Genomic DNA, 22,319 nt, shown 5'->3' with positions numbered 1-22,319 from the left:
GAGCCGGCCGAACAGCATTGACCGAGGATAGCACCGCGCCGACGAGCGGCAGGGAGGCGCGGCCCGAGCGGATCGGGAGGGCGGCAGCGGCCGTCAGGGCGCGACGAGCATCGCGATGAGCACCGCGGGGACCACCAGCAGAGCCGCCGCGCCGACCACCACGCCGCCGACGACGAAGACCGCGGCGACCGCGGCGCCGACCATCCCGACGAAACCGGAGCGCCGCTTCACCGGCACGGCCTCGTGCTCGAACCAGTCGCCGTCGAGCGGATCGGGCGACTCCTGCTCGAACCGCTCGGCCTCGTCGATCCGGGCCGGCAGCTCGGCGAGCATCATCGCGGCGTGCGGCGACTCGGCCGCGAGCTCGAGCGGACGCACCAGGGCCCGCTCCGCGAACTCGAACGGGTCCTCGTCGGTGCGCACCAGGGCGCGCTCGAACGCCCGGCGCTCCTCGGGAGCGGCGCAGTTCTCGATCAGGTAGCCCCAGCGGCCGGCCTCGATGAGGTCGCCGGACCTCCGGTAGAGCTCTGACAGGAGGACGCGGGGGTCGATCCAGACGGGGTCGGCCTCGACGCAGCGCTCGAGCAGCGACACGGCCCCTCGGACGTCGCCCTCCGCGAAGCGCGTCTTCGCGCGATCGAGAGCCTCGACGGTGTCCATCCCTCCAGTATGCCCATCGACAGCCCGGCTCTGCAGTTCGGAGCCGGAGTCGCTGCCACCTGTTCGAGGGGCGTGGCCCGTGGAGTCAGGCCTCGGCGTCCGGTCGGGGGGCGAGCACGGCCCCCACGACGACGACCGTCACGTTGTCCCGCCCGCCGGCGTCGACCGCGGCGCGCACGAGCTCCTCGGCGAGATCGGCGCCGTGCAGGTCCCCCGCGTCGCGGCGGGCGAAGAGCTCGGCGATCCGGGCGTCGGAGAGCTCCTTGGTGAGGCCGTCGGAGCAGAGCAGGTAGGTCGCCCGGGGCACGATCGGCAGGGTCCAGACGTCCGTCTCGACCTCGTCGTCGGCGCCGAGCGCCCGGGTGACGATGTTGCGGTCGGGGTGCGACTCCGCCGCCTCCCGGCTGAGCAGGCCGGCCGAGACCAGCTCCTGCACCGCCGAGTGGTCGACGGTCAGCTGCTGGATACCCGCGCCGTCCCAGCGGTAGACCCGGGAGTCGCCGACGTTGAACAGGCCCCAGGAGGCGGGTCCGCCGTCGTCGGGCCGGACGAGGGTGAGGCCGGTGAGCGTCGTTCCGCAGAGGGCGCCGCCGACGTCGAGGTCGCGGACCGCGGCATTGGCCGTCTCGACGACGGCGAAGACGTCCGAGACCGGGCCGATCGCCTCGGCCGCGCTCGCCCGCAGGCTCTCGACGGCGGTCGAGCTGGCCAGGTCGCCGCGAGCGTGCCCGCCCATGCCGTCGGCGACGGCGACCAGCGTCGGCGAGACCAGGAGGGCGTCCTCGTTCACCCGCCGGACGGCGCCGACGTCGGTGCTGCTCGACACCGTCAGGTGCAGGACGCCCTGGGGCAGATCGATGCTGGTCGTGCTCGTCGTCGCAGTCACGGGACCGGGCTCATTTCTTCTCGGCGCGGTCCTCCCCGTCGGCGTCGGCGACGACCTCCGGGTGGCCGTCGTGCAGCTCGATGTGGGAGTGCTCGCGGCGCATCTTGACCAGGCTCGCGACCGTGGCGACGGTCATGCTGACGACGATGACGGCGAGCGAGGTGATCGTGTCGATGTCCCAGACCGGCAGCGGCTCGCCGCCGTTGAGGAACGGGAGGTCGTTCTCGTGCAGGGCGTGCAGCACGAGCTTCACGCCGATGAAGGCGAGGATGAACGCGATGCCGTACTTGAGGTACTCGAGCTTGTCGATCAGGCCGCCGAGCAGGAAGTAGAGCTGGCGCAGGCCCATCAGGGCGAAGATGTTCGCGGTGAAGACGATGAACGGGCTCTCGGTGATGCCGAAGATCGCCGGGATCGAGTCGAGCGCGAAGAGCAGGTCGGTCGAGCCGATCGCGAGGAACACGATCAGCATCGGCGTGAAGTACTTCTTGCCGTCCTTCACGGTGCGGATCTTCGACCCGTCGAACTCGTCCGAGATCTTCACGCGCTTGCGCAGCAGGCGGATGAGGAGGTTGTCGGTGCCCTCGTTCTCGTCCTCCTTGCCGAACGCCTGGTTCCAGGCCGTGTAGACGAGGAAGGCGCCGAAGAGGTAGAAGATCCAGCTGAAGCTCTCGATCAGCTGCGCGCCCAGCAGGATGAACACCCCGCGGAAGATCAGCGCGATGATGATGCCCACCATCAGCACTTCCTGCTGGTACTTCGGCGGCACCGCGAAGCGGCCCATGATGATCACGAAGACGAACAGGTTGTCGATCGACAGGCTGTACTCGGTCAGCCAGCCTGCGACGAACTGACCGGCGACCTCTCCCCCGCCCAGCAGCAGCATCACCAGGGCGAAGATCAGCGCGAGCGTGACGTAGAAGCCGACCCAGAGGCCGGACTCCTTCAGGCTCGGCACGTGCGGGCGCTTGTAGACCAGCAGCAGGTCCGCGGCCAGGATCAGGCTCAGGACGACGAACGAGCCGGTCACGAACCAGACGGGCAGCTCTTGCATGGGGACCTTCCGGGGGTGAGTGGATTCCGACGGTCTCTCCCCGGGGAGCGGGCCGTTAAACGAGAAGAACCCCCGGCCATGACCGGGGGTTCTGCTCGTGTTGCCGTGGTGACCCCAGCGGGATTTGAACCCGCGTTACCGCCGTGAGAGGGCGACGTCCTAGGCCGCTAAACGATGGGGCCGCGTTTTTGCAACTCGAAGAGTGTTGCACACGGATCCGCACCGGTGCAAATCGAGCGGGCGGACGGCGCGCTCCCCGGGGCCGTCTTGCACCGTGGTCGCCCCCCGCGAGAGGCTCGGAGCATGCGACTGACCAAGCTCGAGCACGCCACCGTCCTCGTCGAGGAGGCGGGCTCGCGGCTCGTCCTCGACCCCGGCTCCTTCACCCGTCCCGTCGAGGGCTCGGCCGACACCGTCGCGGTCGTGATCACCCATGAGCACGCCGATCACTGGACGGCGGAGCAGCTGGAGCGGCTGCGCACCGCGAACCCGGCGCTGCGGATCCTCGGGCCGGCCGGTGTCGCCGCGGCGGCCGAGGGCTTCGACGTCGAGACGGTCGCCGAGGGCGACGTGGTCGAGGTCGGACCGTTCGAGCTGCGCTTCTTCGGCTCCCGGCACGCGGTGATCCACTCCTCCATCCCGGTGATCGACAACGTCGGGGTCCTGGTGAACGGCCGGTTCTACTACGCGGGCGACTCCTTCACCGTGCCGGCCGGCGTCGACGTCGAGGTGCTGGCGGCCCCCTCCGGCGCGCCCTGGATGAAGATCGCGGAGTCGATCGACTACGTCCTCGAGCTCGCGCCGCGGCACGCGTTCGCGACGCACGAGCGCGTGCTGTCCGAGGCGGGCCAGAAGCTCGGCCACGACCGCCTCGGCTGGGCGACCCGCGAGGGCGGCGGCGAGTACCACGCCCTCGAGCCGGGCGACGTGCTCGACGTCTAGCCGCACGGAGTGCGCGCTCGTCAGAGGATGCGGGAGTCGAGGATCTCGACCTGATCGAGGTCGCGCCGTGCCGGTGGGTTCGAGGACGTTCGACCGAGGAGGCGTCGAGGATCCGGCGGTGATGCGACCGGACGGCGGTATCAGGACCGATCGACGACGTGCTCGAGGTCGGCGCCGAACTCGAAGGTGCCCGACGCCTCGGCGCCGGAGTGCAGCACCGCGGGCAGCCAGAAGCGCGCGTCGTCCCACATCCGGTCGTAGGGGACATCGTCGAGCGGGACGAAGGCGGCGGCGAGCTCCCCCGACGCCACGACGTCTCCCGACCAGCGGCGGCAGACGAAGACGTGCGAGCGCTGGCTCCAGGCGGGGCGGTGCGGGAAGAGGTAGTCGAGGGACCCGCGGGGCTCGAGGTCGGTCGGCTCCGCGCGCAGGCCGACCTCCTCCGCCAGCTCGCGGACGGCCGCCGCCGCGGGCGACTCCCCCGGCTCGAGCTTGCCGCCGGGCGCGACGACCCGGCCCTCGCCGAGACCGCGGAGCTTCCTTCCGAGCAGCACCTCGGTGCCGCGCGGCGACTCGCGGAGGACGTAGACCACGCAGACCTCGGGCAGCGGATCGGTCGGCGGCCGCACGCCCATGCCGCACCTCCGCTCGCCGGGTCCGGGGGGTCGGGACCGCCGTCGTAGGCTAGCCCGGTGACGACGACCGCGCTCGAGCGCTTCCAGGCCCTGCTGCGGGTCGACACGGTGTCGCACTCCGACGAGTCCGACACCGACTGGAGCCGGTTCCGCGTCTTCCAGGAGCTGCTCGAGCAGTTCTACCCCGCGCTGCACAGCGCCCTCGAGCGCGAGACCGTGGCCGGGCACTCCCTCGTCTGGCGCTGGCGCGGCACCGAGGACGGCGAGCCGTCGGTCCTGATGGCGCACTACGACGTGGTCAGCGTCACCCCCGACGACTGGTCGATCGCGCCCTTCGCGGCGGACACGGTCCTCCGCCCGGACGGCCGCACCGCGATCGTGGGGCGCGGCGCGCTCGACGACAAGGGCTCCCTCGTCGCCCTGCTCGAGGCCGTCGAGGCGGCCGTCCTGCGCGGCGAGCGGCCCCGCCGCGACGTCTACCTGGTCTCCACGCACAACGAGGAGACGGCGGGGGACGGCGCGCCGTCGATCGTCGCGCTGCTCGGGGCGCGCGGCGTCCGCCCGCGCTTCGTGCTCGACGAGGGCGGCAACGTCCGTCGCGGCATCGTGCCCGGAGTGACCACGCCGATCGCCGTCATCGGCGTCACCGAGCGCGGCATCATGAACCTCGAGCTGACCTGCCGCGACGCGGGCGGGCACGCCTCCGCCCCGCCGCCCCTGCCCGGCATGCTCGCCACGCAGCGACTCGCGCGGGCGATCCACCGCCTCACCGAGAACCCGTTCCCCTCGACCCTTCCGGAGCCGATCGCCGAGCTGGTGCGCGCCGCCGCGCCCCGAGCCGACGCCGCGCACGCGGTCTGGTACGCGAAGCCGCACGAGCACCCGGACGCCGTCATCGCGGCCCTGGCCGCGCACTCCAACCGCTCCGCCGCGATGCTGCGGACGACCGTGGCGATCACGCAGCTGCGCGGCAGCACCGGGGCGAACGTCCTCGCGTCCACCGCCAGCGCGGTCGCCAACGTGCGGATCAATCCGGGCGGCACCGTCGCCGGCGTCGTCGAGCGGATCCGCGCGGTGATCGACGACCCCGAGGTCGAGATCGAGGTGCGCGTCGCGCACGAGCCCTCCCCCGTCTCCCCCACCGGCGAGCCCGGCGACGGCGGCCCGTACGACGTGCTCCGCCGCGTGGTGCAGGAGGTCTTCCCCGAGGCGATCGTCGCGCCCTACGTGCAGACGGGCGGCAGCGACGCCCGCCACTTCCACGCGATCAGCGACGGCGTCTACCGCTTCATCCCGTTCGAGATCAGCCCGCAGCAGCAGCTCGGCATCCACGGTGCCGACGAGTCGGTCGAGGTCGACCAGTTCGAGCGCGCCATCGCCTTCTACGCACGGCTCCTGCTCGAGCTCTGACGACTCCCTCTGCGACGCCGATGCGGGGCGTGGGCGATCGGTGTGCGGGGAGTGCGCGCTCGGTGAGCGCGGTTCCTGAGGACGAAGGCACTGTCCGGCGCCGAATCTGGGAAAACCGTTCGATGACGCGCCGATCCTCGTTGGCCGTCCGTTCACCCCGCGATGATGGACTGAGCCTCGCGGGAGCAGTTCCCAGCCCGCGGACCAGCAGTACAGCACCATGCGACATCCCGTACCGACGCCGACTCGATCGAGCCGGCCCCACCGATCGTGGAACCCGAGGATCATGACTGTCCGCCAGGCCGAGTACCCCCGGCCGAACCACTTCATCCTTCACCTCAGCGACACCCACTTCATCGCCGGAGACGGCGGGCTGTACGGCTCCGACGTCGACAGCGAGGCTCAGCTCCGCCGCCTGTTCGACGAGCTGGAGGCCTCGGGCGGTCGCCCGGAGGCCGTGGTCATCACCGGCGATCTGGCGGACAAGGGCGAGCCGCAGGCGTACGCCAAGCTCCGCGCCGTCGTCGAGCCGGCCGCCGCCCGCCTCGGTGCCGAGGTGATCTGGGTGATGGGCAACCACGACGACCGCGGTGCCTTCCGCTCCGGGCTGCTCGACCAGCTGCCCACCACGCAGCCGATCGACCGCGTGCACGACGTGAACGGCCTGCGCATCATCGCGCTGGACTCGACCGTCCCGGGCGCGCACTACGGCGAGATCTCGGACGCCCAGCTGGACTGGCTCGCGGAGGAGCTCTCCAGCCCCGCGCCGCACGGCACGATCCTGGCGCTGCACCACCCGCCGGTGCCGAGCGTCCTCGACCTCTCGGTGCTCGTCGAGCTCCGCGACCAGCCCGCGCTCGCGGAGGTGCTCGAGGGCTCGGACGTCCGCAGCATCATCGCCGGCCACCTGCACTACTCCTCGACCGCGACGTTCGCGGGCATCCCCGTCTCGGTCGCGTCGGCCACCTGCTACACGCAGGACCTCAACGTGCCGGTCGGCGGCACTCGCGCCCGCAACTCCGCGCAGGCCTTCAACCTCATCCACGTCTACGACGGCACGGTGCTGCACTCGGTGGTGCCGATCGGAGCCTCGACCGAGGTGTCCTACGTCTCGGCGAACGAGACCGAGCGGATCCTCGCCTCGCACGGCGTCGAGATCGCCCCGGCCACCGCCGCTCCGCTCGAGCAGGTCGAGGCCCTCTACCCGCCCGTCGCGGAGCCCGTCAGCGTCAGCGCCTAAAGGACTGCGTCCGGTCTGCAGGCGATCCGCGCCGAGAGACGATCCCGTCCGCGGGACCGAGGCTCCGGAGCCGCGGATCGCCTGCAGAACGGACGTCAGCGCTTGGGACGACTGCGGTCGAGGGCGAACAGGTGTCCGGCGAAGGCGAGAGCCGCGCCGAGCGCGATCCCGACGCCGATGCCCGCGCCGACCCCGATGCCGGGGAAGACGAGCGCGCTGGCGAGCCCGAGCAGCAGCCCGAGGACTCCGCCGCCGATCGCCCAGGCCATGCTCAGTCCACCCGCTCCCACGGCGCCGGGATCGGGTAGTACTCCTCGAGGAAGTCGATCACGGCGCGGGTGCGCACCTCCGCCGAGATCTCGGGGAAGCTGCCGTCGTTGAGGCAGAAGAAGTCGACGCCGCGGTTCTTCAGCAGCTTCTTCATGTCCTTGAGGCCCTGGTGCATCGTCGTGTCGACGTACTTCACCGAGGCGTTCTCCTGCACCACCGCGCGGCCGGTCATCAGCGCGTAGTAGTGGTAGAGCGAGTTGGTGACGGAGACGTCGCTCGCCGAGCGGAAGCGGCTCGCGGCGGTCGCGGTGAACTCCGGCTCGAACTCGGTCTCCAGCTCGGCCATCACGCTCTTGCGGAGCGGCGTGGCCGCGTGCTCGAGGTGGCGGGTCGTCATCGCGCCGAAGCGCTCGCGGAGCAGCCGGCGGTTGACGCGCGCCGCGTTCTCGAACCCGCTGCGGGAGGCGTTGGAGTCGCCCATCCCGATGCGGGTGGTCGCCTCGATGAACTTGGTGATCCCGCCGGGCGAGAAGAAGATCGACGGGTCGACGGGCCGGCCGAAGAACATGTCGTCGTTGGAGTAGAGGAAATGCTCGGCCAGGCCCGGGATGCGGTGCAGCTGGCTCTCGACCGCGTGCGAGTTGTGCGTGGGCAGCACCGAGAGGTCGCGGAAGTGGTCCTCGCTGCGGACCAGGGTGACGTCGGGGTGCTCGTCGAGCCAGCGCGGGCGCGGCGAGTCGGTGACGATGTAGATGTGCCGGACCCACGGCGCGTACATGTAGACGCTGCGGAGGGCGTACTTGAGCTCGTCGATCTGGCGGAAGCGCGCGGGGGCGTCGTCGCCCTCGCCCACGACGTAGCTGGCCATCCGGGCAGCGCGGGCGCGCTGGAACTCCAGGTCCGTCCCGTCGACCCAGGAGAAGACGATGTCGACGTCGAAGCGGATGTCGCTGACCAGCGGCTCGAACATGCCCTCGAAGGTCGGCCAGGTGCGGCCGTAGGCCTCGACGTGCGCGTCGATCGCCTCGGCGACGGGGAGGCTGCTGCGCATCAGCGCGTTCTCGGCGGGAGTGGTGATCTCCTCCTCGCCGACCTTCCAGAACTCCAGGCGGACGCCGCTGCGGGCGCCGTAGCGGAGCGAGCCGCTCGAGGAGACGCGGGGGCGGAAGAGCGAGAAGACCGCGGCGCGCGGATACGGGGCGATGGCCCCCTCGGCCAGGAGCAGCGGCGGGGTGCCGCGCTTGTCGAGCGTCTTCACGTAGAACGGCTCGGTCGCGAAGGCGCGCGCGAGCAGCGTGGCCAGCTCGGCGCCGAGCGAGCGGTCGATCGCGAGGAAGGGCGCGCCCTTCGTGCCGCGGATGAGGCGGTAGGGGAACTCCGCCTCGTCGAGCACCTCGCCGAGCGCGATCAGGTCCTCGGTCCAGGCCGCCTGCGGGGTCGTACTCGAGTTGACCAGCGAGAACAGACCGGCATGGACGACCACGTCGTCACGGTCGAAATGGCGCGGACGCAGGAGGGCTGACGGCAGAGGACGGACGGAAGGCATGATTCACATTATCCGCCGCCCGTTTCGTGCGGATGACCGTCCTGCTCAGCTTGACAGGGAGTGCAGCCGCTCCAGCGCCGCGTCCCCGGCTCGCGCGGCCTCGTGAGCCCGGCTCTCCTCTCGGGCGGAGGCGACGCCGAGGGCGAACGCCGGCTCGCCGCGACGGGCCGCGACGAGGGCGTGCCCGCGGAGCACGTCGCGGGCGGCGAGGGCGTCGCGCTCCTCGCCGAGCGCGTCCGCGACGGCCTTCGCCGCCTTCGCGATCCGTCGCTGCGTCGCGCCGACGGCGTCCGGGACGACCGCGCTCCAGGCCTCGACGACGTAGCGCAGGCGCTTCGCACTCTTGCGCAGCTCGTGCCGGGCCTCGAGGTCGTCTCCGCCCTTCCTCGCCGCGTCGACGCGGGCGACCTCCTTCGCGAGGGAGCGGCGGACGAGCTTCTTCGCGCTCGCGCCGGCCTTCGCCGTCCGCGGCGGGTCGGCCAGCAGGGCGTCGAGCGCGGCGAGCAGGGCGAGGTAGCGGGCGCCGCGCAGGGTCTTGGCGACCCGCTGCCGGGCGATCGAGTGCCGGCGCTCGATCGCGTCGAAGAGGGTGGTGCCGACGACTGCCTTCGCGGGCAGTCCCTCCCCCGCCTCGTCGACGGCGGTGCGGAGGCGGGCCGCGAGCACCTCCTCGTCGCGGGCGGCGCCGAGGACGCCGCCGAGCCAGCGCAGCTCGTCGCGCAGCGGATCGAGGGCCTCGCGCTCCAGCACGGAGCGGGAGGCGGCGAGGACGCTGCGCAGGCGGCGGGTGTGCAGGCGCATCCGGTGCAGCGCGTCGTCGGCCTCGAGGCGCACCCGCGGATCGACGGCGCGCAGGCCGGTGAGGAGCTCGCGGATCGCGGCGAGCGCCGCCTCCCCGCCGTCCTGGGGTGCGGGGTGCGCGTCCTCGATCGGACCGCCGGTGGCCCGGGCCAGCTTCGAGGCGCTCTCGGCGGGGCGGGCGCCGGCGGCGAGCAGTCGCTCCTCGATCGCGTCGAGCACGGCCTCGCCCTCGGGGCCGTGGACGTCGACGAGCTCGACCTCCCACTCCCGCCAGCGCCGCTCGACGCCGGAGCGCTGATCGTGCGCGACGACCAGGTCGTCCGCGATCTCGGCGAGGCGGCGGCCAGCGGAGTCGGCGACCCGGGTGATCGCGCGGACGGTCTCCAGGGTGGCGAGCGGCTCGAGCCGCGCGCGGCCGACGTGGCCGAGCACCGGCTCCCGGACCTCGGCCGGCACGGTGCGGGAGGCGGTCAGCGGGGCGTGGATCTCGGTGCGGCCGGCCGAGCCCGGCAGCTTGACGTGCCATCCCTCGTCCTCGCCGCCCTCGCGGCGGCGGAGCGTGATCCGCCCGCGGGAGAGCGCGCGGTCCGCGGTGTCGAAGTACTGGGCGGACAGGCGGACGGGCTCCTCGGCGAGCGCCGTGTCGACGGTGCCCGCGCCGGTCAGCTCCGGCAGGGCGGTGTCCGCATCGACGTCGTACTTCCGCTCCACCTCGGTCTGCACGCGCCGCGGCGCCTCCGCCTTCGTCCGGTCCGCACGCTGAGCCATGGTCCATTGTGCGCACGCGGGAGACGCTCCCGGCGGCAGGCCCGCGGCGGGGCGCGAGGTCGGCCTAGGCTGGAGCGATGACCGCGCCCGTCCCTCCCGTCGCCCGCCGTGTCCCGCTCGAACGCCGTCACCACGGCGATCTGGTGGTCGATCAGTACGAGTGGCTGCGGCAGAAGGAGGAGCCCGAGGTGATCGCGCACCTCGAGGCCGAGAACGCCTACACCGACGCCCTCCTCGCTCCCCTCGCGCCGCTGCGCGAGCGCCTCTTCGACGAGATCCGCTCCCGGACGAAGGAGACCGACCTGTCGGTGCCCGTCCGCGAGGGCGCCTGGTGGTACTTCTCCCGCTCCTACGAGGGCCGCCAGTACGGCGTGCACTGCCGCGCGCCGATCTCCGGCCCGGACGACTGGACTCCGCCCTCCATCGCCGAGGGCGGACCGCTCGAGGGCGAGCAGGTCGTCCTCGACGGCAACATCGAGGCCGAGGGCCACGACTTCTTCTCGCTCGGCAGCTTCGACGTCTCCGCCGACGGGCGCTTCCTGCTCTTCGGCACCGACGTCGAGGGCGACGAGCGCTACACGCTGCGCATCCGCGATCTCAGCACCGGCGAGGACCTCCCGGACGTCGTCGAGGGCACCGGCGGCGGCGCGACCTTCGGCGCCGACGCCCGCTTCGTCTTCTACCCCACGGTCGACGAGTCCTGGCGGCCGGACACGATCTGGCGGCACACCGTCGGCACCGAGTCGACCGCCGACGAGGTCGTCTTCTCCGAGCCCGACGAGCGCTACTGGATCGGCGTGGGGCTCACCCGCAGCCGCCGCTTCCTCGTCATCGAGATCGGCAGCAAGATCACCAGCGAGTGCCTGCTGCTCGACGCGGAGGACCCGACCGGCGAGTTCCGATCGGTCTGGCCGCGCCGCGAGGGCGTCGAGTACGAGGTGGACCACGCCGTCGTCGACGGCCGCGACCGCCTGCTGATCGTGCACAACGACGGCGCACTCGACTTCGAGATCGTCGAGGAGCCGGCCGACCTCGCGCTCTCCCCCGAGGAGCGGGCGGCCGAGCGCCGCGTCCTCGTCCCGCACACCCCGGGCCGGCGGATCGAGGGCGTCGACGCCTTCGCGCGGCACGTCGTCGTCTCCTACCGCGAGGCGGGGGCGACCCGCCTCGGCCTCCTGATCGACGGGGACGGCGGCGCGCGCCTGGACGAGATCGTCTTCGACGAGCCGCTCTACGACGCGGGCCTCGCCGGCAACCCGGAGTGGGAGCAGCCCGCGCTGCGGCTCGCCTACACCTCGTTCGTCACCCCCTCCACGGTGCTCACCCTCGACGTCGCGACCGGCGAGCGGACCGTGCTCAAGCAGCAGCCGGTGCTCGGCGACTACGACCCCGCCCGCTACGAGCAGCGCCGCGAGTGGGCGACCGCCGAGGACGGCACGCGCATCCCGCTGTCGATGGTCTGGCGGAGGGACGCGGCGGCGCCCGACGAGGCCCCCGCGCCGCTCCTGCTCTACGGCTACGGGTCCTACGAGGCGAGCATCGACCCGGGCTTCTCGATCGCGCGGCTCTCGCTGCTCGACCGCGGCGTGGTCTTCGCCATCGCGCACGTCCGCGGCGGCGGCGAGATGGGGCGCTCCTGGTACGAGGAGGGCAAGACCCTCGCCAAGCGCACCACCTTCACCGACTTCGTCGACTCCGCCCGGCACCTCGTCGAGGCCGGCTTCACCACGCCGGAGCGCCTCGTCGCGCAGGGCGGCTCGGCCGGCGGCCTGCTGATGGGCGCGGTCGCGAACCTCGCCCCGGACGCCTTCGCCGGGATCCTGGCGCAGGTGCCGTTCGTGGACGCGCTGACCTCGATCCTCGACCCGTCGCTGCCGCTGACCGTGATCGAGTGGGACGAGTGGGGCGACCCGCTGCACGACGCCGAGGTCTACGCCTACATGAAGTCGTACTCGCCGTACGAGAACGTGCGCGAGGGCGCCCGGTATCCGCGGATCCTCGCGACGACGAGCCTCAACGACACTCGCGTGCTCTACGTGGAGCCGGCCAAGTGGGTCGCCCGGCTGCGCGAGGTCGGCGCGCCGGCACTGCTCAAGATCGAGATGACGGCCGGGCACGGCGGCGTGAGCGGGCGCTACGAGCGCTGGCGCGAGGTGGCGTTCGAGTACGCCTGGATCCTGGACGTGCTCGGGCTGGCGGAGGAGACCCGCTCCTGAGCCGGGGATCCGGATCGGGTGGGCGCGCCGCAAGCCCCACCGGCGCGTCGATCGCGCCGCGTAAGGTTCGGGGTGCCGACCGAGGGGAAGTGCAGAGATGAGCGCAGGACTGTCGATCGACCGGGCCGCGGCCTGGGTCGCCGATCAGCGGTGGTACGCGAGCAAGGGGCGCCGCCCCGAGCTGGAGATCCGGGGCGAGTGGCGCCTGGAGCGCGGTGACGGCGACGTCGTCGTGCACCTCGTCATCGACCGGGCCGGCTCGAGCCCGGTGCTCTACCAGGTGCCGGTGACCGTGCGCTCGTCGCCCGTCGCGGGCCTCGAGGACGCGCTGATCGAGAGCGACGGGACCCGCTTCGTCTACGACGGACCCCGCGACCCGCTGTTCGCGCGGGCGCTCTTCGAGCTGATCGCCGACGGCGGCTCCTCCGACGCGGAGGGCGCCTTGGGCGGCGCCCGCGCCGAGGGACACCGCCAGCCCGGCGCCGTGATCGGCGCGTTCGCGTCGTCGCGGATCCTCAGCGGCGAGCAGTCGAACACCTCGATCATCGTGCAGACCACGGCGGAGGACGGCTCGGCCGGCACCCCCGTGATCGTCAAGGTCTTCCGCGCGCTGCACCACGGCGAGAACCCGGACGTCACCGTGCAGTCCGCGCTGAACGCGGCGGGCAGCACGCTCGTCCCGCCGGTGATCGGCAACGTCACCGGCGAGTGGGACGACCGCGGCGAGCCGACCGGCCGGGCCTTCGGGCACCTCGCCTTCGCGCAGGAGTTCCTGCCGGGCGTCGAGGACGCCTGGCGCGTCGCGCTCGAGGCCGTCGCCGGCGACACCGACTTCACCGGGCCGGCGCGTGAGCTCGGCCTGGCGACCGCGCAGGTGCACTCCACCCTCGCCGAGGTGATGCCGACCGAGGACGCGACGCCCGAGGTCGTGCAGCGGATGATCGCGACCATGCGCCGCCGGCTGCGGATCGCCTCCTCCGAGGTGCCCGTCATCGCCGAGGACGCCGACGCGATCGACGCGGTCTTCCAGGCCGCCGAGCAGGCCCCGTGGCCGCGGCTGCAGCGCATCCACGGCGACTACCACCTCGGCCAGGTGCTGGCCGTGCCCGGCCGCGGCTGGGTCCTGCTGGACTTCGAGGGCGAGCCGCTGCGGCCGATGCACGAGCGGCTGCTGCCGGACATCGCACTGCGCGACGTGGCCGGGATGCTCCGCTCCTTCGACTACGCGGCGGGCGCGCACGAGCAGGCGTCGCCGGGCGACTCCCGCGCCGCCTGGGCGCTGGCCAGCCGCCGCGCCTTCCTCGAGGGCTACACCGAGGAGGCGGGTGACGCGGTCACCGCGCACCGCGCCGTCCTGGACGCCTTCGAGCTCGACAAGGCCATCTACGAGGCCATCTACGAGGCGCGCAACCGCCCGGAGTGGCTGTCGATCCCGGTGACCGCGGTGCAGCGGCTCGTCGGACGCTCGTAGGGTGCAGGTATGACCGCACGCGACGAGACCAGCGACGCCCCCGACTCCGCCAGCCACGAGGACGGGCCGCTCGACCCCCTGAGCGACTTCAGCATCCCGGGCGACACCGACCTGCACGTGGACGGCGACGCCTCGGGCGCCGACGGCCGCGAGGTCGCGGAGCCCTCCGAGGACGAGTCGGTCGAGTAGCTCCGCAAGGGGCGTCTCGGGACCCACCCTCACCCCATGCTGGTCGAGTAGCCCCGCAGGGGCGTATCGAGACCCACCACCACCCGCACTCCCGGCGATGGTGGATCTCGATACGCCCGCTCCGCGGGCTACTCGATCAGCATGGGGGCCGCTCCGCGGACTGCTCCATCACACGGAGGGGCCGCTCCGCGGGCTGCTCCATCACATGCGGGCCCGCTCCGCGGGCAGCTCCATCGCACGGGGGCCGCTCCGCGGGTTGCTCCATCACATGCGGGCCCGCTCCGCGGGCAGCTCCAATCACCGGCAGAAACGCCCCTCATGTTGGTCGAGTAGCCCCGCAGGGGCGTATCGAGACCCACCATCACCCGCACTCCCGGCGATGGTGGATCTCGATACGCCCGCTCCGCGGGCTACTCGATCAGCATGAGGGGCCGCTCCGCGTGCTGCTCGATCGCCAAGGGCAGCGCGCAGCGCGGGCTGCTCGACCAGCATGGGCGCCCGCTCCGCGGGCTCCGTCACCAGCAGGGGCGGCCCGCAACGCGGGCTGCTCGATCGACGTGGGTGGCGCGCAGTGCGGCTGCTCGATCGGCAGGTGCTCTCGGGCCGGCGGCTCAGCCGCCCATCTCGGGCTCGGCGTAGGAGGCGAGGGTCGAGCCGGCGGCGGCGCAGCCGACCCCGAGGTCGGACTGCAGGGTGCTCCACTCCGGTGAGGACGGGTCGTACGTCCATCGGCCGGCGGCCGCCTGGGCGTCCTGCAGGTAGGTCCGGATGCCGGAGGACGCGGCGGAGACGCCGGTCTCGTCCGGCTCCGGGTTCTGCATCCGCACCGTCTGGAGCTGGAAGGCCTGCCGCTCGAGGAACACCTGGTACGCCTCGTCCGAGACGTCGCCGCGGTCGTGGAACCACTGCATGGTCCAGCCGATGCTGAGCAGCGAGCTGTAGCGGCCGCACACGTAGGACACGCTGGTGTCCTGCTCGCCCGGAACCGTCCCGCGCGCCGTCGGCTCGACCGTCACCGTGACGGTCGGCGCCGGGGTCTGCGCCTCGGCGCCGCCCCCGCTCGTGCAGCCCGTCAGCGCGGCGGCAGCGACGGCCAGGCCGAGCGCGCCCGCCGCGAGTCGAGGCGCGATCGGTCGTCGGACGTGCAGTGTGTCCCCCATGCGCCGACCCTACCGGGCGACCGGCGCCGCGGGTCGTCAGCGCCGCGGGTCGTCAGCGCACCGGCGCGAGCGGCGCGACCGCGGGTCCCTCCAGCACCGACCCGTCGGCGGCGAAGCGCGAGCCGTGCAGCGGGCAGTCCCAGCTGCGCTCGGCGTCGTTCCAGGTGACGACGCCGCCCAGGTGCGGGCAGACCGCCGAGACGGCGCAACGGCGGCCCTCGACCGTCGAGACGGCGACGGGCTGGAGCCCGTCACGGGCGAGCGCGCCGTGCCCCTCCTCCGGCACCACGTCCACCGAGCGCGGCGCGCGCAGAGCGGACCAGTACCCGCGGGCGTACCAGGCGCCGACCGCGGCGAGCGCTCCGGCCCCCTCCGCCATCACCCGGGGCAGCGTCGGGCGGCGGTGCAGAACCTTCGCCCACGGCGGCGTCTCGCCCCTCGAGTCGCCGACCAGCGTCAGCGCCGCCTGCACCGCGTTGGTCATCCCCCACTTGTCGTAGCCGGAGGCGAAGAAGATCCGCCCGCGGCCCCGCGGCAGCCAGCCGACGAACGGCACGCGGTGGAACGCTTCGTAGTCCTGCGCGCTCCACTGCGCGATCGGCTCGGCGCCGGGGAAGGAGCGGCGGGTCCAGGCGATCAGGTCGTCGACGCTCTCCTGCGTCCGCGCGCGCCGGCCGACGACGTGGCCGTTTCCGCCGATCAGCAGCAGCCGCTCCCCGTCCCGCTCCACGTCGCGGATCGAGCGCGAGGGCCCGTCGACGGAGAGGTACATGCCGTCCGGGATCGTCTCGGCACCGCGGAAGGCCACCGCGTAGGAGCGCAGGGCGACCTGCTTGGCGAAGTAGAGCCCGCGATCCAGGATCGGCGTGCCGGTGAGCAGGTGGGCCCGCTCGCCGGTCACCTCGCCGGCGCTGGTCCGCACGCGCACGGGCGAGGAGGCGCGCAGCCCGAGCGCGCGGGCGCCCTGAACGAGCACGCCGCCCGCGGCCCGGAAATCGGCGGCGAGCGCCGTCAGCACCGCCATCGGATCGAACTCCGCCTGGTCGTCGAGCGCCACCGCGGCGGTGCTCGGGAAGGGCGTGTCGAGCGAGCCGACGAGGCGGGTGGCCAGGCCGAAGCGGCGGGCCGTCTCGTGCTCGCGCAGCACCGCGTCCACCCCGTCGGGGGTCTGGGCGTAGCTGTAGGCGGTGCGGCGCTGCACGGGCACGCCGGCCTCGCGGAGGTAGTCGACGAGCCAGGTGAAGCCCGCGAGGTTCGCGGCGACGTAGGCCCGGGTGACCGCGGGGGTGTTGCGGGCCGCGATCTTCGACAGGTGCGTCCCCTGCAGGAGGCTGAGCTTGGCGGTGCTGCTGCCGGTCGCGACCGCGCCGACCTCGCGGGCCTCGAGGACGAGCACGCGGCGGCCGCCGCGCTGGAGCAGGAGCGCCGTCACGAGTCCGGAGAGGCCGGCTCCGACGATCACGTCGTCGTAGTGCGCGCCCGGCACGAACGCGTCGCCCGGGATCGGAGCGGCGTCCTGCCGCCAGAGCGAGGTCCGCTCGGTCGCCGGCACATCGATTCGCTTCATCGGGTCTCCCTGCACTCGGGCCGCGGAGGGCGGCTCGAAACGACGCTACGCGCGGCGGCCGGACCCGTCAGGGTGTTGACAGCGCGCGCGGCCGTCGGCGGCGGCTCAGAGCCAGCCCCAGCGCTTGAACAGCCGGTGCAGGACCACGCTCGAGGCGACCATCAGCCCGAGCGCCGCCGGGTAGCCCCAGGCGAGGTGCAGCTCGGGCATCGCGTCGAAGTTCATGCCGTAGACGCTGGAGATCATGGTCGGCGCGAAGAAGATGGCGGCCCAGGCGGAGATCCGCTTGACTTCGTCGTTCTGCTGGTTGCCCGCCTCCGCGAGCTTCTTCATGTCCTCGTTCTGGCGCTGCGCGACCAGCGTGGCGTTCACCGCGAGGATCTCGCGGAGGGTCGTCCGGAAGCCCTCGACGCGCTCGTCGACCACGGCGACGTGGTCGGCGACGTCGCGGAGGTAGCGGCGCAGCTCGACGTCCTCGCGGAAGACGTCGAAGTCGGTGACCAGCCGGCCGAGCATGCCGGTCAGCGGACGGGTCGCCCGCTGGAAGTCGAGCACCTCCTGGGACAGCTCGTAGATGCGCCGGGACACCGCGGGGTCCCCCTCGAAGACCTGCGCCTCGATCTCGTCGATGTCGTTCTCGAGGCCGGCGACGACCGGGGCGTACTGGTCGACGACCGCGTCGAGGATCGCGTAGAGGACCGCCACCGGGCCCTTGCGCAGCAGCTCGGGGTCGGCCTCCATCCGGCGCCGGACCAGGGAGAGGTCGGGCTTCTCGGAGTGGCGGACGGTGACGACGAAGTTCGGCCCGACGAAGAGGTGGAGCTCGCCGAAGTCGACCTCCTCGCGCTGGTCCGCGTAGCTCGCGGCCCGCAGCACCACGAACATGTCGCTGCCGTAGCGCTCGAGCTTGGGCCGCTGGTGCGCGCTGATCGCGTCCTCGATCGCGAGCGGGTGCATCGAGAACTCGTCCTCGAGGGCCGCCAGCTCGGCCTCCGTCGGGCGGTAGAGGCCGATCCAGGCCATCGCGTCCGGCAGCTTCTGCAGGGCGGCGAGCGCCTCCGGGATGCTGTGCGGCGAGACGACGCGCCGGCCGTCCTGGTAGATCGCGTTGTCGACGGTGCTCCGGCGGACCGGCTCCTCCTCGGGGCGGATCCGCTCGATCGGGCTGGTGTCCTCGGCGGCGGCGCGGGTGCGCGAGCCGAGACCGAGGAGGGTCGAGGGCACTCGGGGCAGCTTCACGCGGGGCCTCCTTCGATCGACCGACGACCCATTCTGCACCCGCGGGTGAACGGGAGGTGTCCGGCGGCGACGGCTCGGCCGGCGTCCGGTGTCGGAGCCGCTCAGTAGCCTGGAGGGGCACGACAGGGAGCGCCACCGCACACCCGCAGACCCCGCGAAAGGACGGTCGTGAAGCTCCTGCACACCTCCGACTGGCACATCGGCCGCACCTTCCACGGCCACTCGAGCGTCGCCGCGCTCGGCGTCGTGCTCGACGCACTCGTCGAGACGGTGCGCTCCGAGGCGGTCGACGTCGTCCTGATCTCCGGCGACGTCTTCGACTCCGCGGTGCCGGCGGCCGAGCACTACACCCTGCTCACCCGCACGCTCGAGGCGATCCGCGCGGCCGGCGCCGAGGTCGTGCTGACCAGCGGCAACCACGACTCCCCCGCCCGGCTGGGCTTCCAGGCCGGGCTGCTGCGCGGCTCCGGCGTGCACGTGCTCACCGATCCCGAGGCGTACGCCGAGCCGGTCGTCCTCCGCGACGGGAGCGGGCTCGAGGTCGGCGTCTACGGCATCCCCTACCTCGAGCCGGCCCTCTACCGGCACCGGCACCCGGACGAGTCGCTCCGCCGCCACGAGGACGTCCTCGCCTTCGCGATGCGCCGCATCCGCGCGCACGCCGAGGCGGCCGGGCGGCGCTGGGTGGTGCTCGCGCACTGCTTCGCCGTCGGCGCCCCGGCCGGCACGGTCGAGCGCGACATCACGGCCGGCGGGATCGACTACGTCTCGGTCGACCACTTCGCCGCGGCCGACTACGCGGCACTCGGGCACATCCACGGGCGGGCGATCCTGCTGCCGAGCGTGCGCTACTCCGGCGCTCCGCTGCACTACTCGTTCGGCGAGGCCTCGAAGCCGCGCGGCGGCTGGCTGGTCGAGCTCGGCGCCGACGGGCTCGGCGAGGTGACCTGGTCGGCGCTGCCCGTGCCGCGGCGGCTGAGCGTGATCGAGGGTCGGCTGGACGAGCTGCTGAGCGACCCGTCGCTCGCCGAGTACGAGCCGGACTGGGTCTCGGCGGTGCTGACCGACGAGGTGCGCCCGCTCGACGCGATGGCGCGGCTGCAGTCCCGCTTCCCCGGCTGCGTGACGCTCGAGCACCGGCCCCCGCACGCGGCGGTCGACGAGCGGCGCTACGCCGAGCGGATCCGCGGGCGCAGCGACGTCGAGGTGATCGACGACTTCCTCGCGCACGTCCGCGGTGGGCACGGCGCGAGCGAGACCGAGCGCGCGCTCGCGCTCGACGCGCTGGCGCAGGTCGACGCCGAGGCACTGCGGTGAGGATCCGCCGCCTCTCCTTCGCCGGTCTCGGCCCCTTCCGCGCGGAGCAGGAGATCGACTTCGACCGCCTGGAGGACGTCGGGATCTACCTGATCGCCGGACGCACCGGCGCCGGCAAGTCGACGATCCTCGACGCGATCAGCTTCGCGCTCTACGGCTCGGTGCCGCGCTTCGACGGCACGGCCTCGCGCCTGCGCAGCGACCACAGCGCCCCCGAGGACGAGACGTTCGCCGAGCTCGACTTCGAGGCGGCGGGCCGGCTCTACCGGGTCCGCCGCTCACCGGAGTACGAGCGGCCGGCCAAGCGCGGCGGCGGCACCACCCGGCAGGCGGCGAAGGTCGCGCTGCTCGAGCACGTCGACGGCGAGTGGCGGGGTCTGTCCTCCAGCGCGCGCGAGACGGGGGCCGACATCGGCCGGATCGTCGGCCTGACCAAGGACCAGTTCCTCCAGGTCATCCTGCTGGCGCAGAACCGCTTCCACGAGTTCCTGCTCGCTAAGAACGACGACCGGCAGCGGCTGCTGCGCACCCTCTTCGCGACGGAGCGCTACGACCTGCTGCGCCGACGGCTCGTCGAGCAGCGGCAGGAGAGCGGAGCGGCGCTCGAGGAGGAGCGCGCGGCCGTGACGGCGCTGGCCGACGAGGCCGTCCGGCTCACCGGTGACGAGGAGACGGCGCCGACACCGCCCGATGCGGAGTGGTTCCGCGCCCTGGTGACCCGGCTCGACGCTCCCCTCGCGCTCGCCCGCGACGAGGTGGCGGAGGCCGACGCCGCGTTCCGTGCGGCCGAGACCGCCCGGGACGAGACGCGGCTGGTGAAGCGGGCGCAGGACCGCCGCCGGAGCGCGCTGATCGAGGCCGAGGAGCTCGCGGTCGCGGAGTCGCTCGTCGTCCGGGAGCGCGAGCGGATCGAGCGGGCCCGACGGGCCGAGGGAGTGCTGCCGCTGCTGAAGGGCGCGCGCTCGGCGGCGGAGAGGTCTGCCGCCGCCGACCGGAGCCGCGAGAGCGCCGCCGTAGCCTTCACGGCCGCCTTCGACGAGCCCGCGGACCGGGCCGCCGCCGCCCGGGCCGCGGAGCGCCTCGCCGGAACGCTCGGCGCGCTGACCGATGCGCTGGCCGACGAGCGCGGCCTGCCCGAGGCGGTCCGCCGCGCCGAGCGGACCGTCACCGCACGCGAGCGGTCCACCGCCGCGCTGGCCGTCCTCGATCGCGACCTGCGGGCGCTGCCCGCCCTTCTCGACGCGCTCTCCGCGGAGGAGGACGCGCTCGCGCCGGACGCGACGGCGCTGCCGGCCCGCACCGAGGAGCTGGCCGCGCTCGAGCGCCGGATCCGCGCCGCCGCCGAGCGCGCGAGTGCCGCGACCGCGCTCGATCGCCTCCGCTCCGCCCACGCCGAGGCGGCCCGGGTGCACGGCGTCCACGCCGCCGAGCACGCCGAGCTGGTCGCCCGCCGCTTCGCGGGCTTCGCCGGCGAGCTGGCCGGAGCGCTCGCTCCCGGCGACCCCTGCCCGGTCTGCGGCTCCTGCGAGCACCCGCGCCCCGCCGAGCACGGCGAGCTGCCGCCCGTCGGCACCGGCGAGATCGAGAAGGCGCGCACCGCCGTCGACCGCGCCGCCGCCGCGATGGACGCCGCCCGCGAAGCCGAGAGCGCCGGCGCGCTCGCCCTGGCGGCTCTCGAGGAGCGGGCCGGCGCCACGACCGCCGAGGAGCTGCAGACCGCCCGTGCCGAGGCCGAGACGCGGCTCACCGCGTCCCGGAGCGCCGCGACGCGGCTCGAGGAGCTGCGGCGCGAGCGGTCGGACCTCCGTCTCCGCAGTGACGACCTCGCGGCCGCCCTCGAGACCGCCCGCGCCGAGCACCAGCGCCTCAGCTCCGACGCCGCCCTCGCCGCCGAGGCGCTGCGCCTCCTGCGCGAGCGGATCGACGCCCACCGCGACGGCGCGGCCAGCATCGCCGACCGCGTCGCGGCCCTCACCGCGCAGCGCCGCCTGGCCGACGCGCTCGTCGAGGCCGAGGACGCATCGACCACGCGCCGCGAGGCGGCCGAGGCCGCCGAGGTCCAGCTCGCCGAGGTGGTCGCCGACCGCGGCTTCGCGAGCGCCGACGACGCCGAGTCCGCCGCCCTCACCTCGGGCGAGCGCGCCCGCGCCGAGGCCGTGGTCGCCGAGCACGAGCGCCGCCGCAGCTCCGTCGACTCGGTGCTGGCCGACCCCGAGCTCGCCGGCCTGCCGACCGCCCCCGTCGACCTCGCCGCCGCGGAGGAGGACGCGCGCGCCGCCTCCGCCCGCCGCGACGAGGCCCGCTCGCGGCACTCGGTGCTCGAGCACCGCGCCGCCCGGCTCGCCGAGCTGGCGGGCCGCGCCGAGGAGCGACTGGCGATTCTCGACGAGCGCCTGCGCCGGCACGAGGAGCTCCGCGCCCTCGCCGAGACGATCGACGGCCGCGGGCAGAACACCCGCCGGATGGACCTCGAGGCCTTCGCCCTCGCGGGCCGGCTCGAGGAGATCGTGGCCGCCGCGAATCTGCGGCTGAACGCGATGACCAGCGGCCGCTACGCGCTCGTGCACGACGACTCGCTCGCCTACCGCGGCGCCGCCTCCGGGCTCGGGATCGACGTGCTCGACGCCTTCACCGGCGCCCGCCGGCAGCCCGCGTCGCTCTCCGGCGGCGAGACGTTCCTCGCCTCGCTCGCCCTCGCCCTCGGCCTGGCCGACGTGGTCACGATGCAGTCCGGCGGCGTCTCGCTCGAGACGATGTTCATCGACGAGGGCTTCGGCTCGCTCGACGCCGAGACCCTCGAGACCGCGCTCGGCACCCTCGACGCGCTGCGCTCGGGCGGGCGCACGATCGGCCTCATCAGCCACGTCGACGCGATGCGCGAGCGGCTGCCGACCGGGCTCAAGGTCGTCGTCAGCGACCGCGGAGACAGCAGGATCCTCACGGCGTGA

General features: G+C 73.5%; 18 protein-coding genes and 1 tRNA gene. 8 read left to right on the top strand and 11 right to left on the bottom strand.

The genetic code is table 11. The features are described from left to right. Positions 1-93 precede the first annotated feature (93 nt). The 4 genes from MT350_RS04925 to MT350_RS04910 all read right to left on the bottom strand — a co-directional run bounded on the left by MT350_RS04925 (position 94) and on the right by MT350_RS04910 (position 2,782). A complete protein-coding gene (locus MT350_RS04925; protein ID WP_123735405.1) occupies positions 94-660 on the bottom strand; it encodes a DUF6584 family protein in 567 nt (188 codons plus the stop codon). 85 nt (positions 661-745) lie between these two features. Beyond that, positions 746-1,546 carry a PP2C family serine/threonine-protein phosphatase gene (locus MT350_RS04920; RefSeq protein ID WP_243615485.1) on the bottom strand — a complete coding sequence of 267 codons (801 nt, stop codon included), beginning with the start codon at positions 1,544-1,546 and terminating at the stop codon, positions 746-748. A gap of 10 nt (positions 1,547-1,556) precedes the next feature. After that, complete coding sequence (locus MT350_RS04915) at positions 1,557-2,600, bottom strand: TerC family protein (RefSeq protein ID WP_243599002.1); 1,044 nt, start codon at positions 2,598-2,600, stop codon at positions 1,557-1,559. 106 nt (positions 2,601-2,706) lie between these two features. Beyond that, a tRNA-Glu gene (locus MT350_RS04910) sits at positions 2,707-2,782 on the bottom strand. A gap of 121 nt (positions 2,783-2,903) precedes the next feature. Here MT350_RS04910 and MT350_RS04905 point away from each other — a divergent pair. Then, a complete protein-coding gene (locus tag MT350_RS04905; RefSeq protein WP_243599001.1) occupies positions 2,904-3,542 on the top strand; it encodes an MBL fold metallo-hydrolase in 639 nt (212 codons plus the stop codon). A gap of 140 nt (positions 3,543-3,682) precedes the next feature. Here the strand turns inward: MT350_RS04905 and MT350_RS04900 are convergent, their stop codons facing one another. Further along, positions 3,683-4,177, bottom strand: a complete 495-nt coding sequence (locus MT350_RS04900; protein WP_243599000.1) for an 8-oxo-dGTP diphosphatase — start codon at positions 4,175-4,177, stop codon at positions 3,683-3,685. A gap of 57 nt (positions 4,178-4,234) precedes the next feature. Between MT350_RS04900 and MT350_RS04895 the strand changes: the two genes are divergently transcribed. Then, positions 4,235-5,587 (top strand): M20/M25/M40 family metallo-hydrolase, encoded by a 1,353-nt coding sequence (locus tag MT350_RS04895; RefSeq protein WP_243598999.1) that lies wholly within the window; start codon positions 4,235-4,237, stop codon positions 5,585-5,587. Between the two features lie 286 nt (positions 5,588-5,873). Then, positions 5,874-6,827: a phosphodiesterase gene (locus tag MT350_RS04890; protein WP_279392143.1), complete on the top strand. Its 954-nt coding sequence runs from the start codon at positions 5,874-5,876 to the stop codon at positions 6,825-6,827. Positions 6,828-6,922: 95 nt separating this feature from the next. Here the strand turns inward: MT350_RS04890 and MT350_RS04885 are convergent, their stop codons facing one another. From MT350_RS04885 to MT350_RS04875, 3 genes are all read right to left on the bottom strand, one after another. Next, positions 6,923-7,096, bottom strand: coding sequence for a hypothetical protein (locus MT350_RS04885; protein ID WP_165909224.1), 174 nt, complete (start codon positions 7,094-7,096; stop codon positions 6,923-6,925). A gap of 2 nt (positions 7,097-7,098) precedes the next feature. Next, positions 7,099-8,580, bottom strand: coding sequence for a stealth family protein (locus tag MT350_RS04880; RefSeq protein ID WP_243581813.1), 1,482 nt, complete (start codon positions 8,578-8,580; stop codon positions 7,099-7,101). Between the two features lie 108 nt (positions 8,581-8,688). Beyond that, on the bottom strand, positions 8,689-10,212 hold the full coding sequence (locus MT350_RS04875) for a CYTH and CHAD domain-containing protein (RefSeq protein ID WP_243598998.1): 1,524 nt from the start codon (positions 10,210-10,212) through the stop codon (positions 8,689-8,691). Between the two features lie 77 nt (positions 10,213-10,289). Here MT350_RS04875 and MT350_RS04870 point away from each other — a divergent pair, with 77 nt between their 5' ends. The 3 genes from MT350_RS04870 (at position 10,290) to MT350_RS04860 (ending at position 14,088) form a co-directional block, all read left to right on the top strand. Beyond that, entirely contained in the window at positions 10,290-12,428 is a 2,139-nt protein-coding gene (locus MT350_RS04870) for a S9 family peptidase (protein ID WP_243598997.1), read from the top strand. Between the two features lie 97 nt (positions 12,429-12,525). Next, complete coding sequence (locus tag MT350_RS04865; RefSeq protein ID WP_243598996.1) at positions 12,526-13,899, top strand: phosphotransferase; 1,374 nt, start codon at positions 12,526-12,528, stop codon at positions 13,897-13,899. 9 nt (positions 13,900-13,908) lie between these two features. After that, positions 13,909-14,088 carry a hypothetical protein gene (locus MT350_RS04860; protein ID WP_243598995.1) on the top strand — a complete coding sequence of 60 codons (180 nt, stop codon included), beginning with the start codon at positions 13,909-13,911 and terminating at the stop codon, positions 14,086-14,088. A gap of 611 nt (positions 14,089-14,699) precedes the next feature. Here MT350_RS04860 and MT350_RS04855 read toward each other — a convergent pair. The 3 genes from MT350_RS04855 to MT350_RS04845 form a co-directional block, all read right to left on the bottom strand. After that, a complete protein-coding gene (locus tag MT350_RS04855; RefSeq protein ID WP_243598994.1) occupies positions 14,700-15,248 on the bottom strand; it encodes a hypothetical protein in 549 nt (182 codons plus the stop codon). 52 nt (positions 15,249-15,300) lie between these two features. Further along, entirely contained in the window at positions 15,301-16,815 is a 1,515-nt protein-coding gene (locus MT350_RS04850) for an FAD-dependent oxidoreductase (RefSeq protein ID WP_243598993.1), read from the bottom strand. A gap of 105 nt (positions 16,816-16,920) precedes the next feature. Further along, complete coding sequence (locus tag MT350_RS04845; RefSeq protein WP_123702982.1) at positions 16,921-18,054, bottom strand: magnesium and cobalt transport protein CorA; 1,134 nt, start codon at positions 18,052-18,054, stop codon at positions 16,921-16,923. Positions 18,055-18,222: 168 nt separating this feature from the next. On the opposite strand from MT350_RS04845, the gene MT350_RS04840 reads away from it, so the two are divergent. Together MT350_RS04840 and MT350_RS20375 are read left to right on the top strand one after the other, a co-directional pair. Next, the gene (locus MT350_RS04840; RefSeq protein ID WP_243598992.1) at positions 18,223-19,371 is read left to right on the top strand and encodes an exonuclease SbcCD subunit D; all 1,149 of its coding nucleotides are present in this window, start codon (positions 18,223-18,225) and stop codon (positions 19,369-19,371) included. Continuing rightward, positions 19,368-22,319 (top strand): AAA family ATPase, encoded by a 2,952-nt coding sequence (locus tag MT350_RS20375; RefSeq protein ID WP_243598991.1) that lies wholly within the window; start codon positions 19,368-19,370, stop codon positions 22,317-22,319. The genes MT350_RS04840 and MT350_RS20375 overlap by 4 nt, the downstream gene beginning before the upstream one ends.

This window comes from Rathayibacter sp. VKM Ac-2928 (assembly GCF_022815545.1).
GTDB classification, from domain to species: Bacteria; Actinomycetota; Actinomycetes; order Actinomycetales; family Microbacteriaceae; genus Rathayibacter; species Rathayibacter festucae.
This window is presented reverse-complemented; position numbering and strand designations above follow the sequence as displayed.

Excerpts from the sequence above, each read along its gene's own strand:
- MT350_RS04860 (WP_243598995.1), top strand. The coding sequence starts at position 13,909 with ATGACCGCACGCGACGAGACCAGCGACGCCCCCGACTCCGCCAGCCAC.
- MT350_RS04885 (WP_165909224.1), bottom strand. The coding sequence starts at position 7,096 with ATGGCCTGGGCGATCGGCGGCGGAGTCCTCGGGCTGCTGCTCGGGCTC.
- MT350_RS04905 (WP_243599001.1), top strand. The coding sequence starts at position 2,904 with ATGCGACTGACCAAGCTCGAGCACGCCACCGTCCTCGTCGAGGAGGCG.
- MT350_RS04915 (WP_243599002.1), bottom strand. The coding sequence starts at position 2,600 with ATGCAAGAGCTGCCCGTCTGGTTCGTGACCGGCTCGTTCGTCGTCCTG.
- MT350_RS04850 (WP_243598993.1), bottom strand. The coding sequence starts at position 16,815 with ATGAAGCGAATCGATGTGCCGGCGACCGAGCGGACCTCGCTCTGGCGG.
- MT350_RS04865 (WP_243598996.1), top strand. The coding sequence starts at position 12,526 with ATGAGCGCAGGACTGTCGATCGACCGGGCCGCGGCCTGGGTCGCCGAT.
- MT350_RS04890 (WP_279392143.1), top strand. The coding sequence starts at position 5,874 with ATGACTGTCCGCCAGGCCGAGTACCCCCGGCCGAACCACTTCATCCTT.
- MT350_RS04900 (WP_243599000.1), bottom strand. The coding sequence starts at position 4,177 with ATGGGCGTGCGGCCGCCGACCGATCCGCTGCCCGAGGTCTGCGTGGTC.
- MT350_RS04855 (WP_243598994.1), bottom strand. The coding sequence starts at position 15,248 with ATGGGGGACACACTGCACGTCCGACGACCGATCGCGCCTCGACTCGCG.
- MT350_RS04925 (WP_123735405.1), bottom strand. The coding sequence starts at position 660 with ATGGACACCGTCGAGGCTCTCGATCGCGCGAAGACGCGCTTCGCGGAG.
- MT350_RS04870 (WP_243598997.1), top strand. The coding sequence starts at position 10,290 with ATGACCGCGCCCGTCCCTCCCGTCGCCCGCCGTGTCCCGCTCGAACGC.
- MT350_RS04875 (WP_243598998.1), bottom strand. The coding sequence starts at position 10,212 with ATGGCTCAGCGTGCGGACCGGACGAAGGCGGAGGCGCCGCGGCGCGTG.